A 15567-nucleotide genomic window follows, 5' to 3' on the forward strand; every position below is an offset into this window, starting at 1 on the left:
TTGCCGAGAGAACCGCGCCAGCGGTCATGGCTGGAGGATGGAGACAAGATGGAAACCAATTACCAGGCCTGTACCTTCGCGTACCAGCCTTGCGCAGAGCAGAGTGCGCCGCGGCCAGGCGCCGGCGGCCATCCGGTCCATCCCGTCGTGGTGATCGGGGCCGGCCCGGTCGGGTTGGCCACGGCAATCGACCTGGCCCAGCAGGGTGTGCCTGTCGTGCTGCTGGACGACGACTGCACGCTCTCCACCGGCTCGCGCGCGATCTGCTTCGCCAAGCGCACGCTGGAAATCTTCGACCGCCTCGGTTGCGGCCAGCGCATGGTGGACAAGGGCGTGAGCTGGAACGTCGGCAAGATCTTCTTCGACCAGGAGCTGGTCTACAGCTTCGACCTGCTGCCCGAGTGCGGGCACGGCCGGCCGGCCTTTATCAACCTGCAGCAATACTATGTGGAAGGTTATCTGGTGGAGCGCACGGCCGAACTGGCCAACCTGGCGATCCGCTGGAAGCATCGCGTGGCGGGGCTCACGCAAGATGGCGACGTGGTGACGCTGGATGTGGAAACGCCCGATGGCAACTATGCCCTGCAGGCCCGCTACGTGGTGGTGGCCGACGGCGCACGCAGCCCGGTCCGCCATGCGATGGGCCTGGAAAGCAAGGGGCGCGTCTTCCATGACCGCTTCCTGATTGCCGATGTGAAGATGGCGGCGCCCTTCCCGAGCGAGCGCTGGTTCTGGTTCGATCCGCCGTTCAACCGAAACCAGTCGGTGCTGGTGCATCGACAGCCGGACAATGTCTGGCGCATCGATTTCCAGCTTGGCTGGGACGCCGATCCGGAGCTGGAAAAGCAGCCGGAACGGGTAATCCCCCGCATCCAGGCGTTGCTGGGCGATGGTGTCGAATTTGCACTGGAGTGGGTCAGTGTCTATACCTTCTCCTGCCAGCGCATGGATCGCTTCCGCCATGGCCGCGTGCTGTTCGCGGGCGATGCCGCGCACCGCGTTTCCCCTTTCGGGGCGCGTGGCGCCAACAGCGGCGTGCAGGACGCGGAGAACCTCGCCTGGAAGCTTGGGCTGGTGCTGGCGGGCAGCGCGCCGGATGCCTTGCTGGATAGCTACGCCAGCGAGCGCGAGCACGCCGCCGACGAGAATATCCGCCACTCAACTCGCTCTACCGATTTCATCACGCCCAAGACACCCATAAGCCGCGTCTTCCGCGACGCCGTGCTGACGCTGGCACGGCAGCACGGTTTTGCCCGCCAGCTCGTCAACAGCGGGCGGCTGTCGGTGCCGGCGGTGTTGCACGCGTCCCCGCTCAACACGCCGGATGCGGCCGACGAGCAGGGCGAGGCGAAGTTCACGGGGCTGATGGCGCCAGGCATGTCGTGCGCCGATGCGCCGGTGAAGGTGGACGGCCAGGCCGCGTGGCTTTTGCGCCAGCTGGGCAGCCAGTTCGCCGCGATGGTCTTCGCGGACGCGGGCGCTTTGCCGGCACTGGCGCTGACCGCCTTGCAGGCGCTGGCCTGCGGACAGGTCCGGCTGGCAGTGCTGTGCGTGGTCCCGGCAGGTGGCGGCGAGACGCCCGGCGCACCTGCCGGCGTGCGCTTGTTCGAGGATAGCGAAGGCCTGCTGGCGCGCCGCTACGACGGGCGGCCGGGCACGGTCTACCTGCTGCGGCCTGACCAGCACGTGTGCGCGCGCTGGCGGGCATTCGATGCCGGCCAGGTGCAAGCCGCGTTGCGGCGGGCGCTCGGCTGGCAGGAAGACGGCGCCGCCGGTGACGAACGTATTGCCGCGGCCACGACCGTGGCCTGAGACGTTAGGGAGACATGCTGATGCCGCTGAACACTGAACCCAACCTGGCCCGCCCGGACGACTTCTACGAGGCGCTGATCGAGATGCATCGCGACCTTTCCGACGCCCAGAGCCAGTCCGCCAACGCGCAGCTCATCCTGCTGCTGGCCAACCACATCGGCGACCTTGCCATCCTGCAGGAAGCCATGGAGCTCGCCCGTGCGGGCGTGCTCGCACGGGCTGTCGTCCAGCCCGCCACCGACCCGGCGGCCGCAGCCTGATGCCGCGCCCAGCCGCATTTCAAGAAACCGAGAGTCATCGTAAATCGTAAGCGCAAGAGGAAGACACAAGACATGACGCAGACGCAACTGAACGTTCCGGGCAAAGCGCCGGACCACGGTACGCCCGGCTACCAGTCGGGTTTTGCCAACGAGTTTGCCACCGAGGCTCTGCCCGGCGCATTGCCGGTGGCGCAGAACTCACCCCAGCGCGCGCCCTATGGCCTCTACGCCGAACAGATCTCCGGCACCGCCTTTACGGCGCCGCGCGCGCACAACCGGCGCAGCTGGTGCTATCGCATCCGCCCGGCGGCCATGCACGAGCCGTTCACGCTGGTCGAGCAGTCGCGCATCGTCAGCCGCTTCGATGCCGTGCAGCCTTCGCCCAACCAGATGCGCTGGAGCCCGCCGGCCATGCCCACCGAGCCGACCGACTTTGTCGACGGCATCGTCACCATGGCCGGCAACGGCAGCCCGGAGGCCATGTCGGGTTGCGGCATCCACCTGTACCTGGCCAACCGGTCGATGACGGATCGCTTCTTCTATAACGCCGATGGCGAAATGCTGATCGTGCCGCAGCAGGGCRKGCTGMSCSTGGYCACCGAGATGGGCGTGCTGGACGTGGAGCCGCAGGAGATCGTGGTGGTGCCGCGCGGCGTGCGTTTCCGCGTGGAGTTGCCGGACGGCGAAGCGCGCGGCTATATCTGCGAGAACTACGGTGCCTTGTTCCGCCTGCCGGACCTGGGCGTGATCGGCTCCAACGGCCTGGCCAATCCGCGCGACTTCCTGACGCCGCACGCCTGGTATGAGGATCGCGAAGGCGATTTCGAACTGGTGGCGAAATTCCAGGGCAACCTGTGGCGCGCATCGATCGGGCACTCGCCGCTGGACGTGGTGGCCTGGCACGGCAACTACGCGCCGTACAAGTACGACCTGCGCCACTTCAACACGATCGGCTCGATCAGCTTCGACCACCCGGATCCGTCGATCTTCCTGGTGCTGCAAAGCCCCTCCGACACGCCGGGCGTGGATACCATCGATTTCGTCATCTTCGGCCCGCGCTGGCTGGCGGCGCAGAACACCTTCCGCCCGCCCTGGTTCCACCGCAATATCGCCAGCGAATTCATGGGCCTGGTCGAGGGCGTCTACGACGCCAAGGCCGATGGCTTCGCGCCCGGCGGCGCCAGCCTGCACAACTGCATGACCGGTCACGGCCCGGATGCCGAGACCTTCGCCAAGGCCACCACCGGGGATACTTCGCAGCCGCACCACATCAGCGATACCATGGCCTTCATGTTCGAGACGCCGGCCGTGATCCGGCCGACGCCGTATGCGGCGAAGTCGGCCCAGTTGCAGGCCGACTACTACACGTGCTGGCAAGGATTGAAGAAGCATTTCAACCCCGGCCAGCGCTGATTCCGACCAACGATTTCGTCTTGCGGGTGCGCGCGCGGCCGAAGCCGCCGGCACCTTTTGTCATTCCCTTCCGGAGCCCCCGATGACTACCGTCCAGCAGAGTTGGATCGATTCCGCCAACGATGGCATTACGCATTTCCCGCTGCAGAACCTTCCCTACGGCATCTTTTCCCCGAACGGGCAGGGCCCGCGCGTGGGTGTCGCCATCGGCGACCTGATTCTCGACCTGTCCGTGCTGGATGCGGAAGGCCTGTTGCCAGCCGCGGTGAAGGGCGTGTTCGGCGGCGCCACGCTTAACGCCTTCATCGCGCTCGGCAAGCCGGCCTGGACCGAAACCCGACAGCGCCTGACGGCTTTGCTGTCGGCGGACGACACCATCCTGCGTCCAAAATCCGCCTTGCACGAGCAAGCCCTGGTGCCGATGGCCTGGGCCACCTTGCACTTGCCCGTGGACATCCCCGGCTATACGGATTTCTACTCCTCGCGCGAGCACGCCACCAATGTTGGCCGCATGTTCCGCGATCCGGACAATGCGCTTCTGCCCAACTGGCTGGAGATTCCCATCGGCTACAACGGCCGCGCCAGTTCGGTGGTGGTGAGCGGCACGGCGCTGCACCGTCCCAAGGGGCAGATCAAGCCGCCCAACGCGCCGCGCCCGATCTTCACGGCCTGCCAGAAGCTCGATTACGAACTGGAAATGGCTTTTATCGTCGGCAAGCCGTCGACGCTTGGCGAGCCGGTCACCACCGCCGCTGCGGCCGGGCATATCTTCGGCATGGTGATCCTCAACGACTGGAGCGCGCGCGATATCCAGCAGTGGGAATATGTGCCGCTGGGCCCGTTCAACAGTAAAGGCTTCGGCACCTCGATCTCGCCGTGGGTGGTGACGATGGACGCGCTCGAGCCGTTCCGCCGCGACAATCCGGTGCAGTCGCCCGAGCCGCTGGAATACCTGCAGCAGCCGGAGCGCAATGCCTACGACATCGCGCTGGAAGTCTCCCTGCGCCCGGAAGGCGCCGAGCATGCCACCACCGTCTGCCGCACCAACTTCAAGGCCATGTACTGGACCATGGTGCAGCAACTGGCCCACCACAYGGTGTCGGGCTGCAATGTCCGCGTGGGGGACCTGATGGGCTCCGGCACCATCAGCGGCACCACGCCGGATTCCTATGGCAGCCTGCTGGAGCTGACCCGCAACGGTGCCGAGCCGGTAGCGCTGGCCGACGGCGGCAAGCGTGGCTTCCTGGAAGACGGCGACGAAGTGGTCATGGCCGGCTGGTGCCAGGGCGACGGTTATCGGGTCGGGTTTGGCGAAGTGGCCGGCAAGATCCTGCCGGCGCGCTAAGCGGCCGGGCCCAGCGGGACATCCAGGATGACCGCGGCGCGGCCGGCCAGCAGCAACTGGCCGGCCGCGCTGACTTCAAAGGCATAGAGGATGTTGTTCTCGCTGCCGCCGATGCGGTGGGCCTCCACCAGCAGCGGCGCGGCGATATCGTCAAGGCGCGCCACGCGCAGGTCCAGCTTGCGCACGCTGGCGAGGTAGCCCACGCGCGGGCGCTGCGCCGGCTGTTGCAAGGCGGCGCCGTGCGCGGCCATGGCCTGCGCGGCGTATTCGATGCCGCAAACGGCCGCCAGGCGTCCGTGGGCGCGCAGCGGATTGTCCGGGTGGGTATGGCTGCTGGCTTCGCAGCGGATGAACTCCGGGCTCCAGTCGAGCACGGTGTCCAGCAGGCACATGGTGCCCTGATGCGGTATATGCGCCGCGATCCACGCGCGCCCCAGCGGTGCCGCGTCGGGATGCATGGCGTTATGCCGCCGCCGCCGGGGTAACGGCCACCCGCAGGCGCAGATCATCCAGATAGTCGATCACCACCTCGCGCGGGCCGCCCTGCGCCAGCGCCTGCAGCAGGGGCAGGGCCCGCGCCGCGGGCACGCCCTGGCGCAACCGTTCCAGCGCGGGGTCCGCCATCCGGCTGGCCGGGGCTTCGGCCAGCGTGACGTCGAGGCGCGCGAGTGAACGCGGGGTCGGCTCGGGCAGCAGCACCAGCGCCAGGCCGAACGCGTCCGGGATCGGCCGATGGCTGCGCAGCGGCTCCGGGTAGTCCGTGTCGTAGGCGATCAGCATGCACGCTTCGCGGTCCACCGCCACCTGGCACAGGGCGTCCAGCAGACCGGCGCCGAAACTGCCGTCGCGGGCGCACAGCACATTGGACGCTGCCATGGCACCGGAGGCGATGCCCCAGTAGCCCGCCGCTGCGTTATGCACTGAGTTGTGGAAGCGCGTCGGCGAGATCAGCGGATCGTCGCTGGCCAGTGCTTCGCAGATCATGTGATAGTTGTGGCCGTCGCCGCTGGATGCGGTGAATATGGTTGGCAGGGCCGCCGCATCCATGCCGCTCGCCGCTGCGGCTTGCTGGCCAAGCCCCAGCGCCAGCTTGACGCTGGGGCCGGTGCGGCGCCGTTCGGCCGGTGGCAGGCCGGCCGGTGGTGGCAGCCCGGTCGGTTCGCCGACATAGGGCAGCGTGCCGGCAAGTACGGCGGCACCTTGCGGCCAGTCCTTGAAACCGGGTCCGAGCAGGCCGATGCCTTCGATGAATGCGCTCACTTGCATGGATAGGTTCAACCTGGCGAATCGGCGCGCCCGAACAACAGGCTGCAGTTGGAGCCGCCAAAGCCAAAGGCGTTGCTCAGTACGCGGTGCACGGGCTGCTCGCGGTTTTCCAGCAGGTAGTCGAGCGGCAACTCGGGATCCGGCTCGGTGGTGTTGATGCCCGCCGGCAGCAGGCCGTGACGCAGCGCCAGCGCGCAGATCACCGCCTCGATGGCGCCGGCCGCGCCCAGCGTGTGGCCGGTTGCGCCCTTGGTCGAACTGCACGGCGCGGCGGGCAGCAGGTCCAGCATGGCCTTGCCTTCGGCCGCGTCATTGCTGCGCGTGGCGGTGCCGTGCAGGTTGACGTAGTCGATCTGCGCCGGCGTCAGGCCGGCGCTGGACAGCGCCTGCGCCATCGCCATGCGGGCGCCCAGGCCCTGCGGGTGCGGCGCTGACATATGGTGGGCATCGCTGGATTCGCCGATGCCCAGCAGCAGGATGTCTTCGCTCGCGCGCGCGGCGCTTGCCGCGGGAAGGCGCTCCAGCAGGCCGAACGCGGCGCCTTCGCCGATCGAGATGCCATTGCGGTGCGCGTCGTAGGGGCGGCATGGCTGGCTGGATACCAGTTCCAGCGAATTGAAACCGTACAGCGTGGTGTGGCACAGCGAATCGACGCCACCCACCACGGCAGCATCGATCAGTCCCGCCTCGATCATGCGGCGTGCCGAGGCGAACACTTTGGCACCGGACGAGCAGGCCGAGGAGATGGATGCCGCGGGCCCACGCAGGCCGAAGTAGCACCGCACGAATTCCGCCAGCGAGTAGGGGCTGTGGCTGCCGCGGTAATGAAAATCCGCGGGCAGCGCACCGGTGTCGGGGTCGCGTCGGCGGTACGCAAGTTCGGTCTGCAGGATGCCGGCAGTGCTGGTGCCAAGGAACACACCGATCCGGTGCGCGCCGTAGCGGGCCACGCTTGCGCGAACCTGCTCCGCGAAGCCGTCCTGTTCCAGCCCCAGTTGCGCCAGCCGGTTGTTGCGGCAGTCGAACTCAGCCAGCACTGCGGGTAGCGACGTCTCGTCCACCTGCGCGACTTCACCAATATACGTATCCAGCCTGATATCGCTGAACTCGCAGGGAATCAGCCCGCCGCGTTGTGCGCGCAAGGCCGCCAGTGTGGCGTCGAGGCCATGGCCTAGGCAACTGGTGGCTGTGTAGTGCGAGAAAAGAAGGGGGGACACTGCTTTGTGGATCCGTTTGCGCGGTGCGCCGATTGTATCAAATGGCCTGTGTCGGCAAGCCGCACGGTGCACGGCGTCACGTAGCATCACGCAGCGTTATGCAGCGCAGCCCGGCGCTGTCGATGGCCCGCAGCACACGCGGCAGCACCGCCAGCACCAGCGGCCGGCCGGCGCGATCATGGCCTGGGTTGCCGTCGTGCAGCAGCAGGATGTCGCGCTCGGCCAGGCCGGTCAGCAAGCGGCGCGCGACATGATCGGCATCGCCGGCGGCGGCGGTGTCGAAGCCCCGCCGCGTCCAGCTGGCCRGGTGCAGGCCCAGCCGGCACAGCACGGGTTCGAGGAAGGGGTTGCGCAGCCCGGCGGGCGCCCGGAAGAAGCGCGGCGCGGTGCCGGTCAGTTCCGACAGTACCTGCTGCGCCGCGGCGATATCGCGCATCTGCCGGGCCGGGCCGAACAGGGAGAAGTGATGGCGATGGTCCAGGCTGTGGTTCTCCACCGCGTGTCCGCGCTGCACGATCTCGCGGACTAGCGCGGGGTGCTGCGCCGCGCGTGCGCCGATGCAGAAGAAAGTGGCCTGCACGCGGTGCTGATCCAGCAGGTCCAGCACGCGTGGCGTCACCTCGGGATTGGGACCGTCGTCGAAGCTCAGGGCCACGCAACCCTGTGCCGATGGCGGGAGGCGCCGCAGGTTGGGTCCCAGCCAGGTACTGCGCGGCCACAGCCCGGCCGCCGTCAGCAGCAGATGCGAGGCAATCACACCGCCGGCAGCCCACGGCAGGGACGCGGGCTGTGCCACGATGGCTGCGGCGGCGCCGGCATGCACTGCCAGCGTACCGCTGACCAGGGCGCCAGGACGCCACCGGCGGGCGTCCGCTTGCAGGCGAGGGGTCGGTGTCATGCGGCTCATGGTTGGCTCCTGGCCGGCGCTGACAGCAGCGCCGGCGGCGCCAGGATAGCGGAGAACAATAGCGCGAGCACCGCGCCGGGGCCCACTGTCATGCCGAAGGCTTGCAGCAACGGCAGGCTCGAGAAGGCGAGCAGTCCGAAAGCCGCCACGGTGGTCATGTTGGCCAGCATCAGGGATACCAGCGTATGTGGCGAAATAGCGGAAGCCTGCCGGCCGCTGCCGTTGAAGAACAGCGCGTAGTTCGATCCCACCGCGATCAGCAGCAGCATGCCGACCAGGTGCAGGATGGTGAGTTGCCGCCCGCTGGCGGCGAGCCCCGCAACTACCACTAGCGTGGCGGCGGCCAGCGGCAGCAAGGTGCTCAGCACGCGGCGCGGCGAGCGCAGCGCGATCGTCAGCAGCACGGCGATGGCGGCGAGCCCGCCGAGCGACAGGCGCAGCGCTTCGTGCATATAGCTGGCATACAGGTGGTCGGATTCGTTCTTCAGGTCGACAAAGAGCGTGTCGTCCAAGGCCGCGCGCGCAATGGCGGCGCGGATCGGAGCGGCGTCGAGGCTCGGCCCCGCTGACGGTCCCGTTTTGCCCTGTGGCGTCGCCGTGGGCGCGCGCAGCGGCAGCGTGGCGCTCCAGCGCTCGCCGTGGCGGGTCAGCAGCCCGTCGACCGCGAGGGCCATCGAGGTGCCGCGCAGGTCTTCCCGGCGCAGCGGCGCCGCGCCGCGCGCTTGCTCGGCTTCGTCCAGGAACGGCGTAAACAGGCCGGGCTTCACCGGTTGATCCGCTACCGCGGCCTGCAGCCGTTGCGCCAGTTCCGGCCGCGGCGGCAGGCTGGCCTGCCGGGCGCGCTGGGTGGCCAGGCTGGGCAGGTAGCGCGCCGGGCTCTCATAGCCCGCGATGACGCCTTGCGCCACCAGGGGATCCAGCTCTCGCGCCACCCGCTCGGCACCCTGCAGCACGCTCTCCTGGTCGGGGCCGGACAAGACCACCAGGTAGCGCACGTCCGGCGCGCCAAGGTCGGCGCGCAACGCGGCGTCGAGTGCCTGCTCCCGCTCGGGCACAGGACTTAGCGAGGAGAGTTCCTGGCTCCACAGCGGGGCGCGCTGCATCAGCAGCACCGCGCCGGCTGCCAGCAGCAAGGCTGCCATCGGCCAGCGCAGCCGGTGGGCATGGGCGGCGGCGCGGGCCAGGCGCGTGCCCAGCGGCGTGACATCGCGCATGCGCAGGTTGGCCGGCGCCAGCCGCGGCAGCACGAAGCGCGTGACCAGCGCTGCCGTAGTCAGCCCAGCGATGGAATACAGCCCCAGCTGGGCGAGCCCGGGAAAGCCCGAAAGCAGCAGCGAAGCAAAACCGCAGACCGACGTCAGCACGCCCAGCCGCACCGTGGGCCAGAACGCGCCGACCCAGGCCCGTTCGTCGCGCCGGCCGGCATGTGTGTACTGGGCGGATTGCACGAACAGGTAGATGGAGTAGTCGACCGCCTCGCCGATCAGCGTGGTGCCGAAGCCAAGCGTCAGCCCATGCACCGTGCCGCCAAAGCCGAGGCTGACCGCGGCCACGCCGGCCAGTGCGCCAGATACGACCGGCACCAGCCCGAGCAGCAGCGTGGGCACCGAGCGGTACACCACCAGCAGCAGCGTGACGATAAGGCAGATGCCCAGCGTGGACAGGCGCTCCACTTCCCGCTTGATGGTGTCGCGAGTGCTGACGGAGAACACGCCCGGGCCGGTCATCACAAGGCGGTAAGGTGCGGCGCCGGCCTGCGCAGGCTGTGCCTGCCGGGCTTGCCCGAAGGCCCGGCGGATGGCGGCGATGGCATCTGCCTGCCCGTCGGTGTCGGAGCCGGCGCTGGCGGTCTGCGCCAGCAGCACGGCGCGCTGGCCGTCGCGCGAGATCCATGCGCCGTCGCGCAGCGGCACGCGCTGGCTGCTATCGAGCTGGCCCAGCACGGAGGTGATTTCGCCGGTGGGATCGCGCGGCAAGAGCGTTTTGGTGAAGAGTCCCGCCGGAGAGGCGAGCAGGTCGAAGCTTTCGCCCACCGCCGCCTTGAGCCCGTCTGGCGAAAAGCGCTCGGGCGTGACCGTGGGGCTGAGCAGGTAGCGGTGCGCATAGAGGAAACGCTGGTCGCTGGCCTGGTTGACCGGCTCGCCATTGTTGGCCGAGGAAAAGCGCGGGTCGGCCCGCAACTTCGCCGCCACGGCCCTGGAGAGAGCGGCCCGCCCGGCGGCGTCGCCGCCTTCGATGCCAAGCAGGATCAGCCTGGACACCAGCCCCTCGCGCAACTGGTCCACCAGCAACTGCTGCTCCGCGCTCGGGCTGCGCGGCAGGAAAGCAGACAAGTCCGCCGTGAAGCTGGTGCGCGCAACCACCGCGGCGCAGGCCAGCAGGAACACCATCCACAGGCCGACGGCCATGCGCGCCGGCCGTTCGGCCAGGCGCTGGCGCCAGCTGTCGCGGCGAGCGTGTCCGGTCATGGGGCGCCGGCCGTCTTGATCTTCATCACCGAGCGGTCACCGTCTGCCTGCACGATTTCCACGCTCTCGAGCGCGTCCCGTGCGCCGTCGATGCGGATCTGCCTGACGATGCCCGCCATGCGCGAATCGGCCGGCGTCAGGGTCAGCGTCCAGCGGGTAGCGCGGCCCTCGATGCCGAGGCGATAGTAACGCTCCAGCGCATTGCGGTTGCCCGCCAGGGTGCCGCGGATGCTCTCGATAAAGGCCGCGATTTCCGGGTAGTTTTGCAGCGGCATCACGAACCGCTTGCCGCCGCGCTCCACCGTCATCATGTCGCCGTCGAGCACGAGGTTCTCCGGCTTGGGCGCAACGGTCCGCTTTTCCAGGTGATCCGGCGCCACGAATACCAGCTCCCCCGATGACTCCACCGGACGTTCGAGCATGGCGAGATATTTCGTCTCGGTGAAGCGCACGCGCCCGGATTTGCGCTGCGCCAGCGCGGACATCAACTGGTCCACGCCCCAGGCCGCGGAAGCGGTGGCGGGCGGTTCGGCGGCCTGCGCGGCAGGCGGGGCCGCCAGGATAAGCGCGCTGCCCAGGCAGGCAAGCATGGACAGGCGCGCAAGACCACGCAGGTGGCAAGGCGCGAGGGCGGCGGGGGATCGAGGCATGCGTCAGGGCTCGTTGCCGGGAGGCGGCTGGCTGGAAAGCGGCGGGCCGGACTGCCAGAAGTCGTAGAAGTTGAACCAGTTGTATGGCGCGTCGTGGCAGTGGCGTTCCAGCATGCCGACATAGCGTGTCAGTGCAGCCTGGACTTCCTGCTCACGCTGGCCGCGTGCCACTTGGGAGAAATCCGCCAGCGCCTCGAAGTGAATGTCGTAGCGGTTGCCGCCGCGATATAGCCCGGTCATGAAGATCACAGGACGGCGCAGCATGGCCGCCATGCGCAGCGGGCCAGTGGGAAAGCCCGCCGGCGCGCCCAGGAAATCGCACTGCTGCACGGGATCGGTGGCGCGTTGCGAGAGCGTGCGATCGGCCAGCATGCCGATCATGAAGCCGCGCTCCAGGTATTCGCGTGCCTTCAGCATGGCATCGATGCGGCCGAGCGAGATCACATCCTGGCGCATGGCCGGGTTGATGGCTTCAAGCACGCTGTTCAGTTTGCGCGCGTTCTCCTCGTACATGGTGATCGCGACCCGCAGGCCGGGCCGCTGGCGGCCCACGGCGCGGATCACTTCGAAACTGCCCAGGTGGGCACCCAGCAGGAAGGCGCCGCCGCCTCGCGCCATCGCCTCGTCCACCAGCTCGCCGCCATGCACGCGGATATCGAACAGGTCGAAGCGTTCGTTGAGCAGGTAGATGCGGTCGTGGATGGTCGAGGCGAAGGTGAAGACGTGTCTGAAACCGTCGCTCCAGCCCGCGTCGCGTCCCAGCACGCGGTCCAGGTAGGCGCGCGAGGCATAGCGTGCGGTCGGGGAAAACAGCACGAAGTAAGCGGTGACCAGGCGCAGCACGGCGCGGCCGAACCGGCGCCCGAGGCGCAAGGAGAGCCAGCTCATGACGCGCAGCAGCGTGGTGTTGCTGCGTTCCTGACGGCTGGCCCAGTCGGCGCTGGCGGCTCGCTTGGCAGGCCACGTCATGCGCGGATTTCCCCTGACGACGGCGCCGCCGGGGTCAGCGTGCCGCTTGCCACGTCCCGGCCGCTGGCGCTGAGCGTGAAGCGGATCGTGCCGCGTGCATCGGCTTCGTGCGTGACCGTCACCGGTTCGCCGGGCAACACCGGGCTCAGGAACTTGACCGAGCCGAGCTGGAAGATCTCCAGCGGTTGCGCCAGCGCCGCGCCGATCAGCGCGATCGCGTGATCCAGCAGCACCACCCCCGGCACCACCGGATGGCCGGGGAAGTGGCCGGCCAGCGCGGGATGATCGGGCGCAATGACGAAGCCAGCGGTGGCGCGCGCTTCGCCTTGTTCGAGGTGGGCCTTGCGCATCATGCGCCCTCTCCGGGCGGTTGGGACTGCCGGGCCGCCTGCAGCCTTGCCACCAGTGGCGCCAGGATCTCGTGCGGAAGCTTGCCCGTGGCGTTGCGCGGCAGCGTGTCGACGAATAGCAGCGGGCGTGGCAGGAAGGCCGGATCGATGCGCTCGCGCAGCGCGTGCAGGATCTGCGCGGCCTGCAGGCGCGGCGCCACCACTAGCGCAAGCAGGCGCCGCACATGGCCTTCGGCCTGCTCGCCCGGCGGCGCATCCGGCATGAAGAAGACACCGTCCTCCACGCCCTCGATGGCGTTGAGCTGGTGGTTGAGGTAAGCCAGGGAGGTGCGCTTGCCGGCGATATTGATCAGGTCCGCCTTGCGGCCGTGCAACAGGAAGCGGGTTTCGTCCAGCAGTTCCAGCGCGTCGCCCATGGCGACGGGTTGTTCCACATGGCCGCCCGCTGCCCAGACCTGGTCCTCTGCGCCGCTTCCGTCGCTTCCGCCGCCGGCTTGCCGCCGCGCTTCCAGCCTCACCCCAGGGAACAGTTCCCAGGCGCTGGTCTGCGCGGTGCGGCGCGTAGCCAGTTGGCCCGTTTCGGTGCTGCCGTAGATTTCCATCAGCGGCGCCGCCAGGCGTGCCTCCGCCTCGCATGCCAGCTTCTCCGACAGGGGCGCGGTGGCAGACAGGATGAGGTCTGCCGGGGGCAGCCTGGCGGGAGAGAGCAGCAGCGCGCGCAGGTGCACCGGCGAGGTCACCAGCACGCGCGGCCGCGGCACGGCTTCGAGCGCATCGCAGATGTCCGCGGGGTAGAAGGTATGCGCTGCGCTCAGGGCGATACCGCCTTGCAAGGCCAGCAGTACCGTCGACTCGAAACCATACATGTGCTGGGGCGGCACGGTGCCCACCAGCGTATAGGCGCGGCCGTCCTGCAAGCCCAGCCGTGCCGCCGCGGCGCGTACGTTGCTGACCAGGAAGCCCCAGGTCTTGCGGTGCGGCACCGGTTGCCCCGTCGAACCGGAGGTGAACACATAGGCCATGACGCGCTCGCCGGGGATGGACGGTATGCTCGGCTCTGGCAGGGGGGCCGCGGCGGCTTGCCCGACGAATCCGGGGACGCGGAAGCGCGGCAGCGCGATATCGCAATCCGGCGTGTCGTGCAGGCAGAAGGCGTCGGGCGCGAACGATGCGAGCTGGCGCACCATTTCCGGCGTATGGGTGGACGGCAGCAGGCTGATCTTGCCGGCCACCAGCGCGGCGCACAGGCCTACGGTGAAGCGATAGCGGTCGGCGCAGACATTGAAGATATGGCCGCCCGGCGGCAACCCGGCGGCCAGCCGCATGACGTCGGCCAGGAAGCTGCGCACCGTCACTGGCTGGCCGAGATGCCAGGCAATGATGCTATCCGGCGAGGTATGTGAAACCAGCGGATAGGTGCGTCCGTTGCCGGGCTGCCGATGGGTGGGGGCGGCCGGCATCAACGCGACAACCCCGCGCGCGCGGCCATGGCCGCGCGGTATCCCTGGATCGCTTCGCGAACGCCGGCATGGGCCACTCCCGGCAGCGCAAAACGGCGGCAACCCGCTTCCACCACGAACATCAGTGCCACCAGTACCGGGCTGCACAGGTTGGCGAAGGTGGACCAGGTGGCGATGGGCGCGAGCGCGAACAGGACTGTGGATACCGTCGCCATGATGGCGAAGAACAGCGTCCACGCCAGCGTGACGGCGCGTGTGTAGCGTTGCAGCGCGGGGGAAAGCACTCCCCGCACGATGGCGGCGAACTGGGTGCACAGCGGCGTTTGCCCGCGCCGCAAGCTGCGGCCGAACATCAATCCGAGCGCGGTGTTCGCACCCATGTGCTGCATGTAGTAGGTCCACCCGAAATGCTGCGAGAGCGGTACGCGCATCAGCCACAGGCCGGCGCAGGCCAGCGCCAGCAGCACAAGCAAGGGGAACCGCCAGCGGGAGCGCCAGCTGACGCCCAGCCCCAGCAGGATAAAAGGCGCTGCACCCAGCAGCAGGCCGGCTTCCTGAGCGCCAGGCTGCTGGGCCACATGGTGCAAGGCGTACTCATACAACGCAAAAAATGCAGCAACGATCACCCAGCCGTGACGGCGCAGCGGGTGCTGGCCAGCGGCATGTGCCGTGGCCGGCATTTGCTTGGGCGAGGCGGTGGCGCTGCTGGTGTGACAGTCGTCCGCAGGCCTGGCGGGCAGGCAATCGGGGCGGCAGGTCGTGGATGGATCACAAGATGACATTTGGTGCTATAGGGGGACGGCTGTGGCGCTTGGCTTGTCTTGCCGGATGCGTCCGGCAGGACGGCCCGGTACCGACCCAGGCGCCGGGAAGCAAGACGAGAGCATATAGCGTGAAGACTGCCGAAGTGGAGCGATGTTTCAGGAAGCGGCGAACAATGTTGTTACTAAACTTCTCATTTCTAGTGGGATTTACCCCAGCTTGGTAGCATCTGCCCCAAAGACGATGCCGGAGTATACGATAGCCGTCTGAATTCACGCATGCCCCGGGCTGCCCATCATGTGCAGGAGACGACTACCGTAGCGTGCATGCGGAACCCTTCGATATTTGCAACGTTGCGACGATGACCGAACTGGAACATGAACTCGCCGAGTTGATCATCGGCGAACTCGATATCTCCGACATCAAGCCGGAAGATGTCTCTGCCGAAACGCCTCTGTATGGCGAGGGCTTTGGCCTGGATTCCATCGACATCCTGGAGATTGCCCTGCTGATCTCTAAGAAGTACGGGTTCGAGTTGCGCTCCGACAATCCCGACAACCACGAGATTTTCGCCTCGCTCGGCAGTCTCGCCGCCTATGCGGCAGCGAACCGGACGCGTTGATGCCTCCGGCTGGCCGCCCGGCCTTGTCCGGATGTCAGAAGCCGTAGGACAGGCAAGGGATACCGA

General features: G+C 68.1%; 13 protein-coding genes and 1 pseudogene. 5 read left to right on the forward strand and 9 right to left on the reverse strand.

Annotation, left to right across the window (positions count from 1 at the left end):
- Positions 1-48: 48 nt before the first annotated feature.
- From AC1DKD_RS27885 to fahA, 4 genes are all read left to right on the forward strand, one after another.
- On the forward strand, positions 49-1812 hold the full coding sequence (locus AC1DKD_RS27885; protein ID WP_441630607.1) for an FAD-dependent oxidoreductase: 1764 nt from the start codon (positions 49-51) through the stop codon (positions 1810-1812).
- Between the two features lie 20 nt (positions 1813-1832).
- Positions 1833-2072: a DUF2783 domain-containing protein gene (locus AC1DKD_RS27890; RefSeq protein WP_441630605.1), complete on the forward strand. Its 240-nt coding sequence runs from the start codon at positions 1833-1835 to the stop codon at positions 2070-2072.
- A 72-nt stretch (positions 2073-2144) separates the two neighbouring features.
- Positions 2145-3485, forward strand: a complete 1341-nt coding sequence (hmgA, locus tag AC1DKD_RS27895) for a homogentisate 1,2-dioxygenase (protein WP_477143957.1) — start codon at positions 2145-2147, stop codon at positions 3483-3485.
- Between the two features lie 82 nt (positions 3486-3567).
- Complete coding sequence (gene fahA / locus AC1DKD_RS27900) at positions 3568-4830, forward strand: fumarylacetoacetase (protein ID WP_477143958.1); 1263 nt, start codon at positions 3568-3570, stop codon at positions 4828-4830.
- Here the strand turns inward: fahA and AC1DKD_RS27905 are convergent.
- The 9 genes and pseudogenes from AC1DKD_RS27905 to AC1DKD_RS27945 all read right to left on the reverse strand — a co-directional run bounded on the left by AC1DKD_RS27905 (position 4827) and on the right by AC1DKD_RS27945 (position 14797).
- The gene (locus tag AC1DKD_RS27905; protein ID WP_441630601.1) at positions 4827-5288 is read right to left on the reverse strand and encodes an ApeP family dehydratase; all 462 of its coding nucleotides are present in this window, start codon (positions 5286-5288) and stop codon (positions 4827-4829) included. The genes fahA and AC1DKD_RS27905 overlap by 4 nt on opposite strands.
- A 4-nt stretch (positions 5289-5292) precedes the next feature.
- A complete protein-coding gene (locus tag AC1DKD_RS27910) occupies positions 5293-6096 on the reverse strand; it encodes a beta-ketoacyl synthase chain length factor (protein WP_441630600.1) in 804 nt (267 codons plus the stop codon).
- Positions 6097-6104: 8 nt separating this feature from the next.
- The gene (locus tag AC1DKD_RS27915) at positions 6105-7313 is read right to left on the reverse strand and encodes a beta-ketoacyl-[acyl-carrier-protein] synthase family protein (RefSeq protein ID WP_441630598.1); all 1209 of its coding nucleotides are present in this window, start codon (positions 7311-7313) and stop codon (positions 6105-6107) included.
- A 76-nt stretch (positions 7314-7389) separates the two neighbouring features.
- A complete protein-coding gene (locus AC1DKD_RS27920) occupies positions 7390-8220 on the reverse strand; it encodes a polysaccharide deacetylase family protein (RefSeq protein WP_477143959.1) in 831 nt (276 codons plus the stop codon).
- Complete coding sequence (locus AC1DKD_RS27925; RefSeq protein ID WP_441630594.1) at positions 8217-10688, reverse strand: MMPL family transporter; 2472 nt, start codon at positions 10686-10688, stop codon at positions 8217-8219. Before AC1DKD_RS27925 ends, AC1DKD_RS27920 begins: the two co-directional genes overlap by 4 nt.
- Positions 10685-11338 carry a LolA-related protein gene (locus AC1DKD_RS27930; RefSeq protein WP_441630592.1) on the reverse strand — a complete coding sequence of 218 codons (654 nt, stop codon included), beginning with the start codon at positions 11336-11338 and terminating at the stop codon, positions 10685-10687. The genes AC1DKD_RS27925 and AC1DKD_RS27930 overlap by 4 nt, the downstream gene beginning before the upstream one ends.
- A gap of 3 nt (positions 11339-11341) precedes the next feature.
- Complete coding sequence (locus AC1DKD_RS27935) at positions 11342-12307, reverse strand: LpxL/LpxP family acyltransferase (protein WP_441630590.1); 966 nt, start codon at positions 12305-12307, stop codon at positions 11342-11344.
- Positions 12304-14117, reverse strand: a pseudogene (locus AC1DKD_RS27940) (ApeI family dehydratase). The gene AC1DKD_RS27935 and the pseudogene AC1DKD_RS27940 overlap by 4 nt, the downstream one beginning before the upstream one ends.
- The gene (locus tag AC1DKD_RS27945) at positions 14117-14797 is read right to left on the reverse strand and encodes a COG4648 family protein (protein ID WP_441630588.1); all 681 of its coding nucleotides are present in this window, start codon (positions 14795-14797) and stop codon (positions 14117-14119) included. Before AC1DKD_RS27945 ends, AC1DKD_RS27940 begins: the two are co-directional and overlap by 1 nt.
- 443 nt (positions 14798-15240) lie before the next feature.
- On the opposite strand from AC1DKD_RS27945, the gene AC1DKD_RS27950 reads away from it, so the two are divergent.
- A complete protein-coding gene (locus AC1DKD_RS27950) occupies positions 15241-15501 on the forward strand; it encodes a phosphopantetheine-binding protein (RefSeq protein WP_441630586.1) in 261 nt (86 codons plus the stop codon).
- Positions 15502-15567 lie beyond the last annotated feature (66 nt).

This window comes from Cupriavidus sp. 05T313 (genome assembly GCF_056396665.1).

Coding starts and splice junctions, on each gene's coding strand:
- AC1DKD_RS27885 (WP_441630607.1), top strand. CDS start 49: ATGGAAACCAATTACCAGGCCTGTACCTTCGCGTACCAGCCTTGCGCA.
- AC1DKD_RS27890 (WP_441630605.1), top strand. CDS start 1,833: ATGCCGCTGAACACTGAACCCAACCTGGCCCGCCCGGACGACTTCTAC.
- AC1DKD_RS27905 (WP_441630601.1), bottom strand. CDS start 5,288: ATGCATCCCGACGCGGCACCGCTGGGGCGCGCGTGGATCGCGGCGCAT.
- AC1DKD_RS27910 (WP_441630600.1), bottom strand. CDS start 6,096: ATGCAAGTGAGCGCATTCATCGAAGGCATCGGCCTGCTCGGACCCGGT.
- AC1DKD_RS27925 (WP_441630594.1), bottom strand. CDS start 10,688: ATGACCGGACACGCTCGCCGCGACAGCTGGCGCCAGCGCCTGGCCGAA.
- AC1DKD_RS27930 (WP_441630592.1), bottom strand. CDS start 11,338: ATGCCTCGATCCCCCGCCGCCCTCGCGCCTTGCCACCTGCGTGGTCTT.
- AC1DKD_RS27935 (WP_441630590.1), bottom strand. CDS start 12,307: ATGACGTGGCCTGCCAAGCGAGCCGCCAGCGCCGACTGGGCCAGCCGT.
- AC1DKD_RS27945 (WP_441630588.1), bottom strand. CDS start 14,797: ATGCCGGCCACGGCACATGCCGCTGGCCAGCACCCGCTGCGCCGTCAC.
- AC1DKD_RS27950 (WP_441630586.1), top strand. CDS start 15,241: ATGACCGAACTGGAACATGAACTCGCCGAGTTGATCATCGGCGAACTC.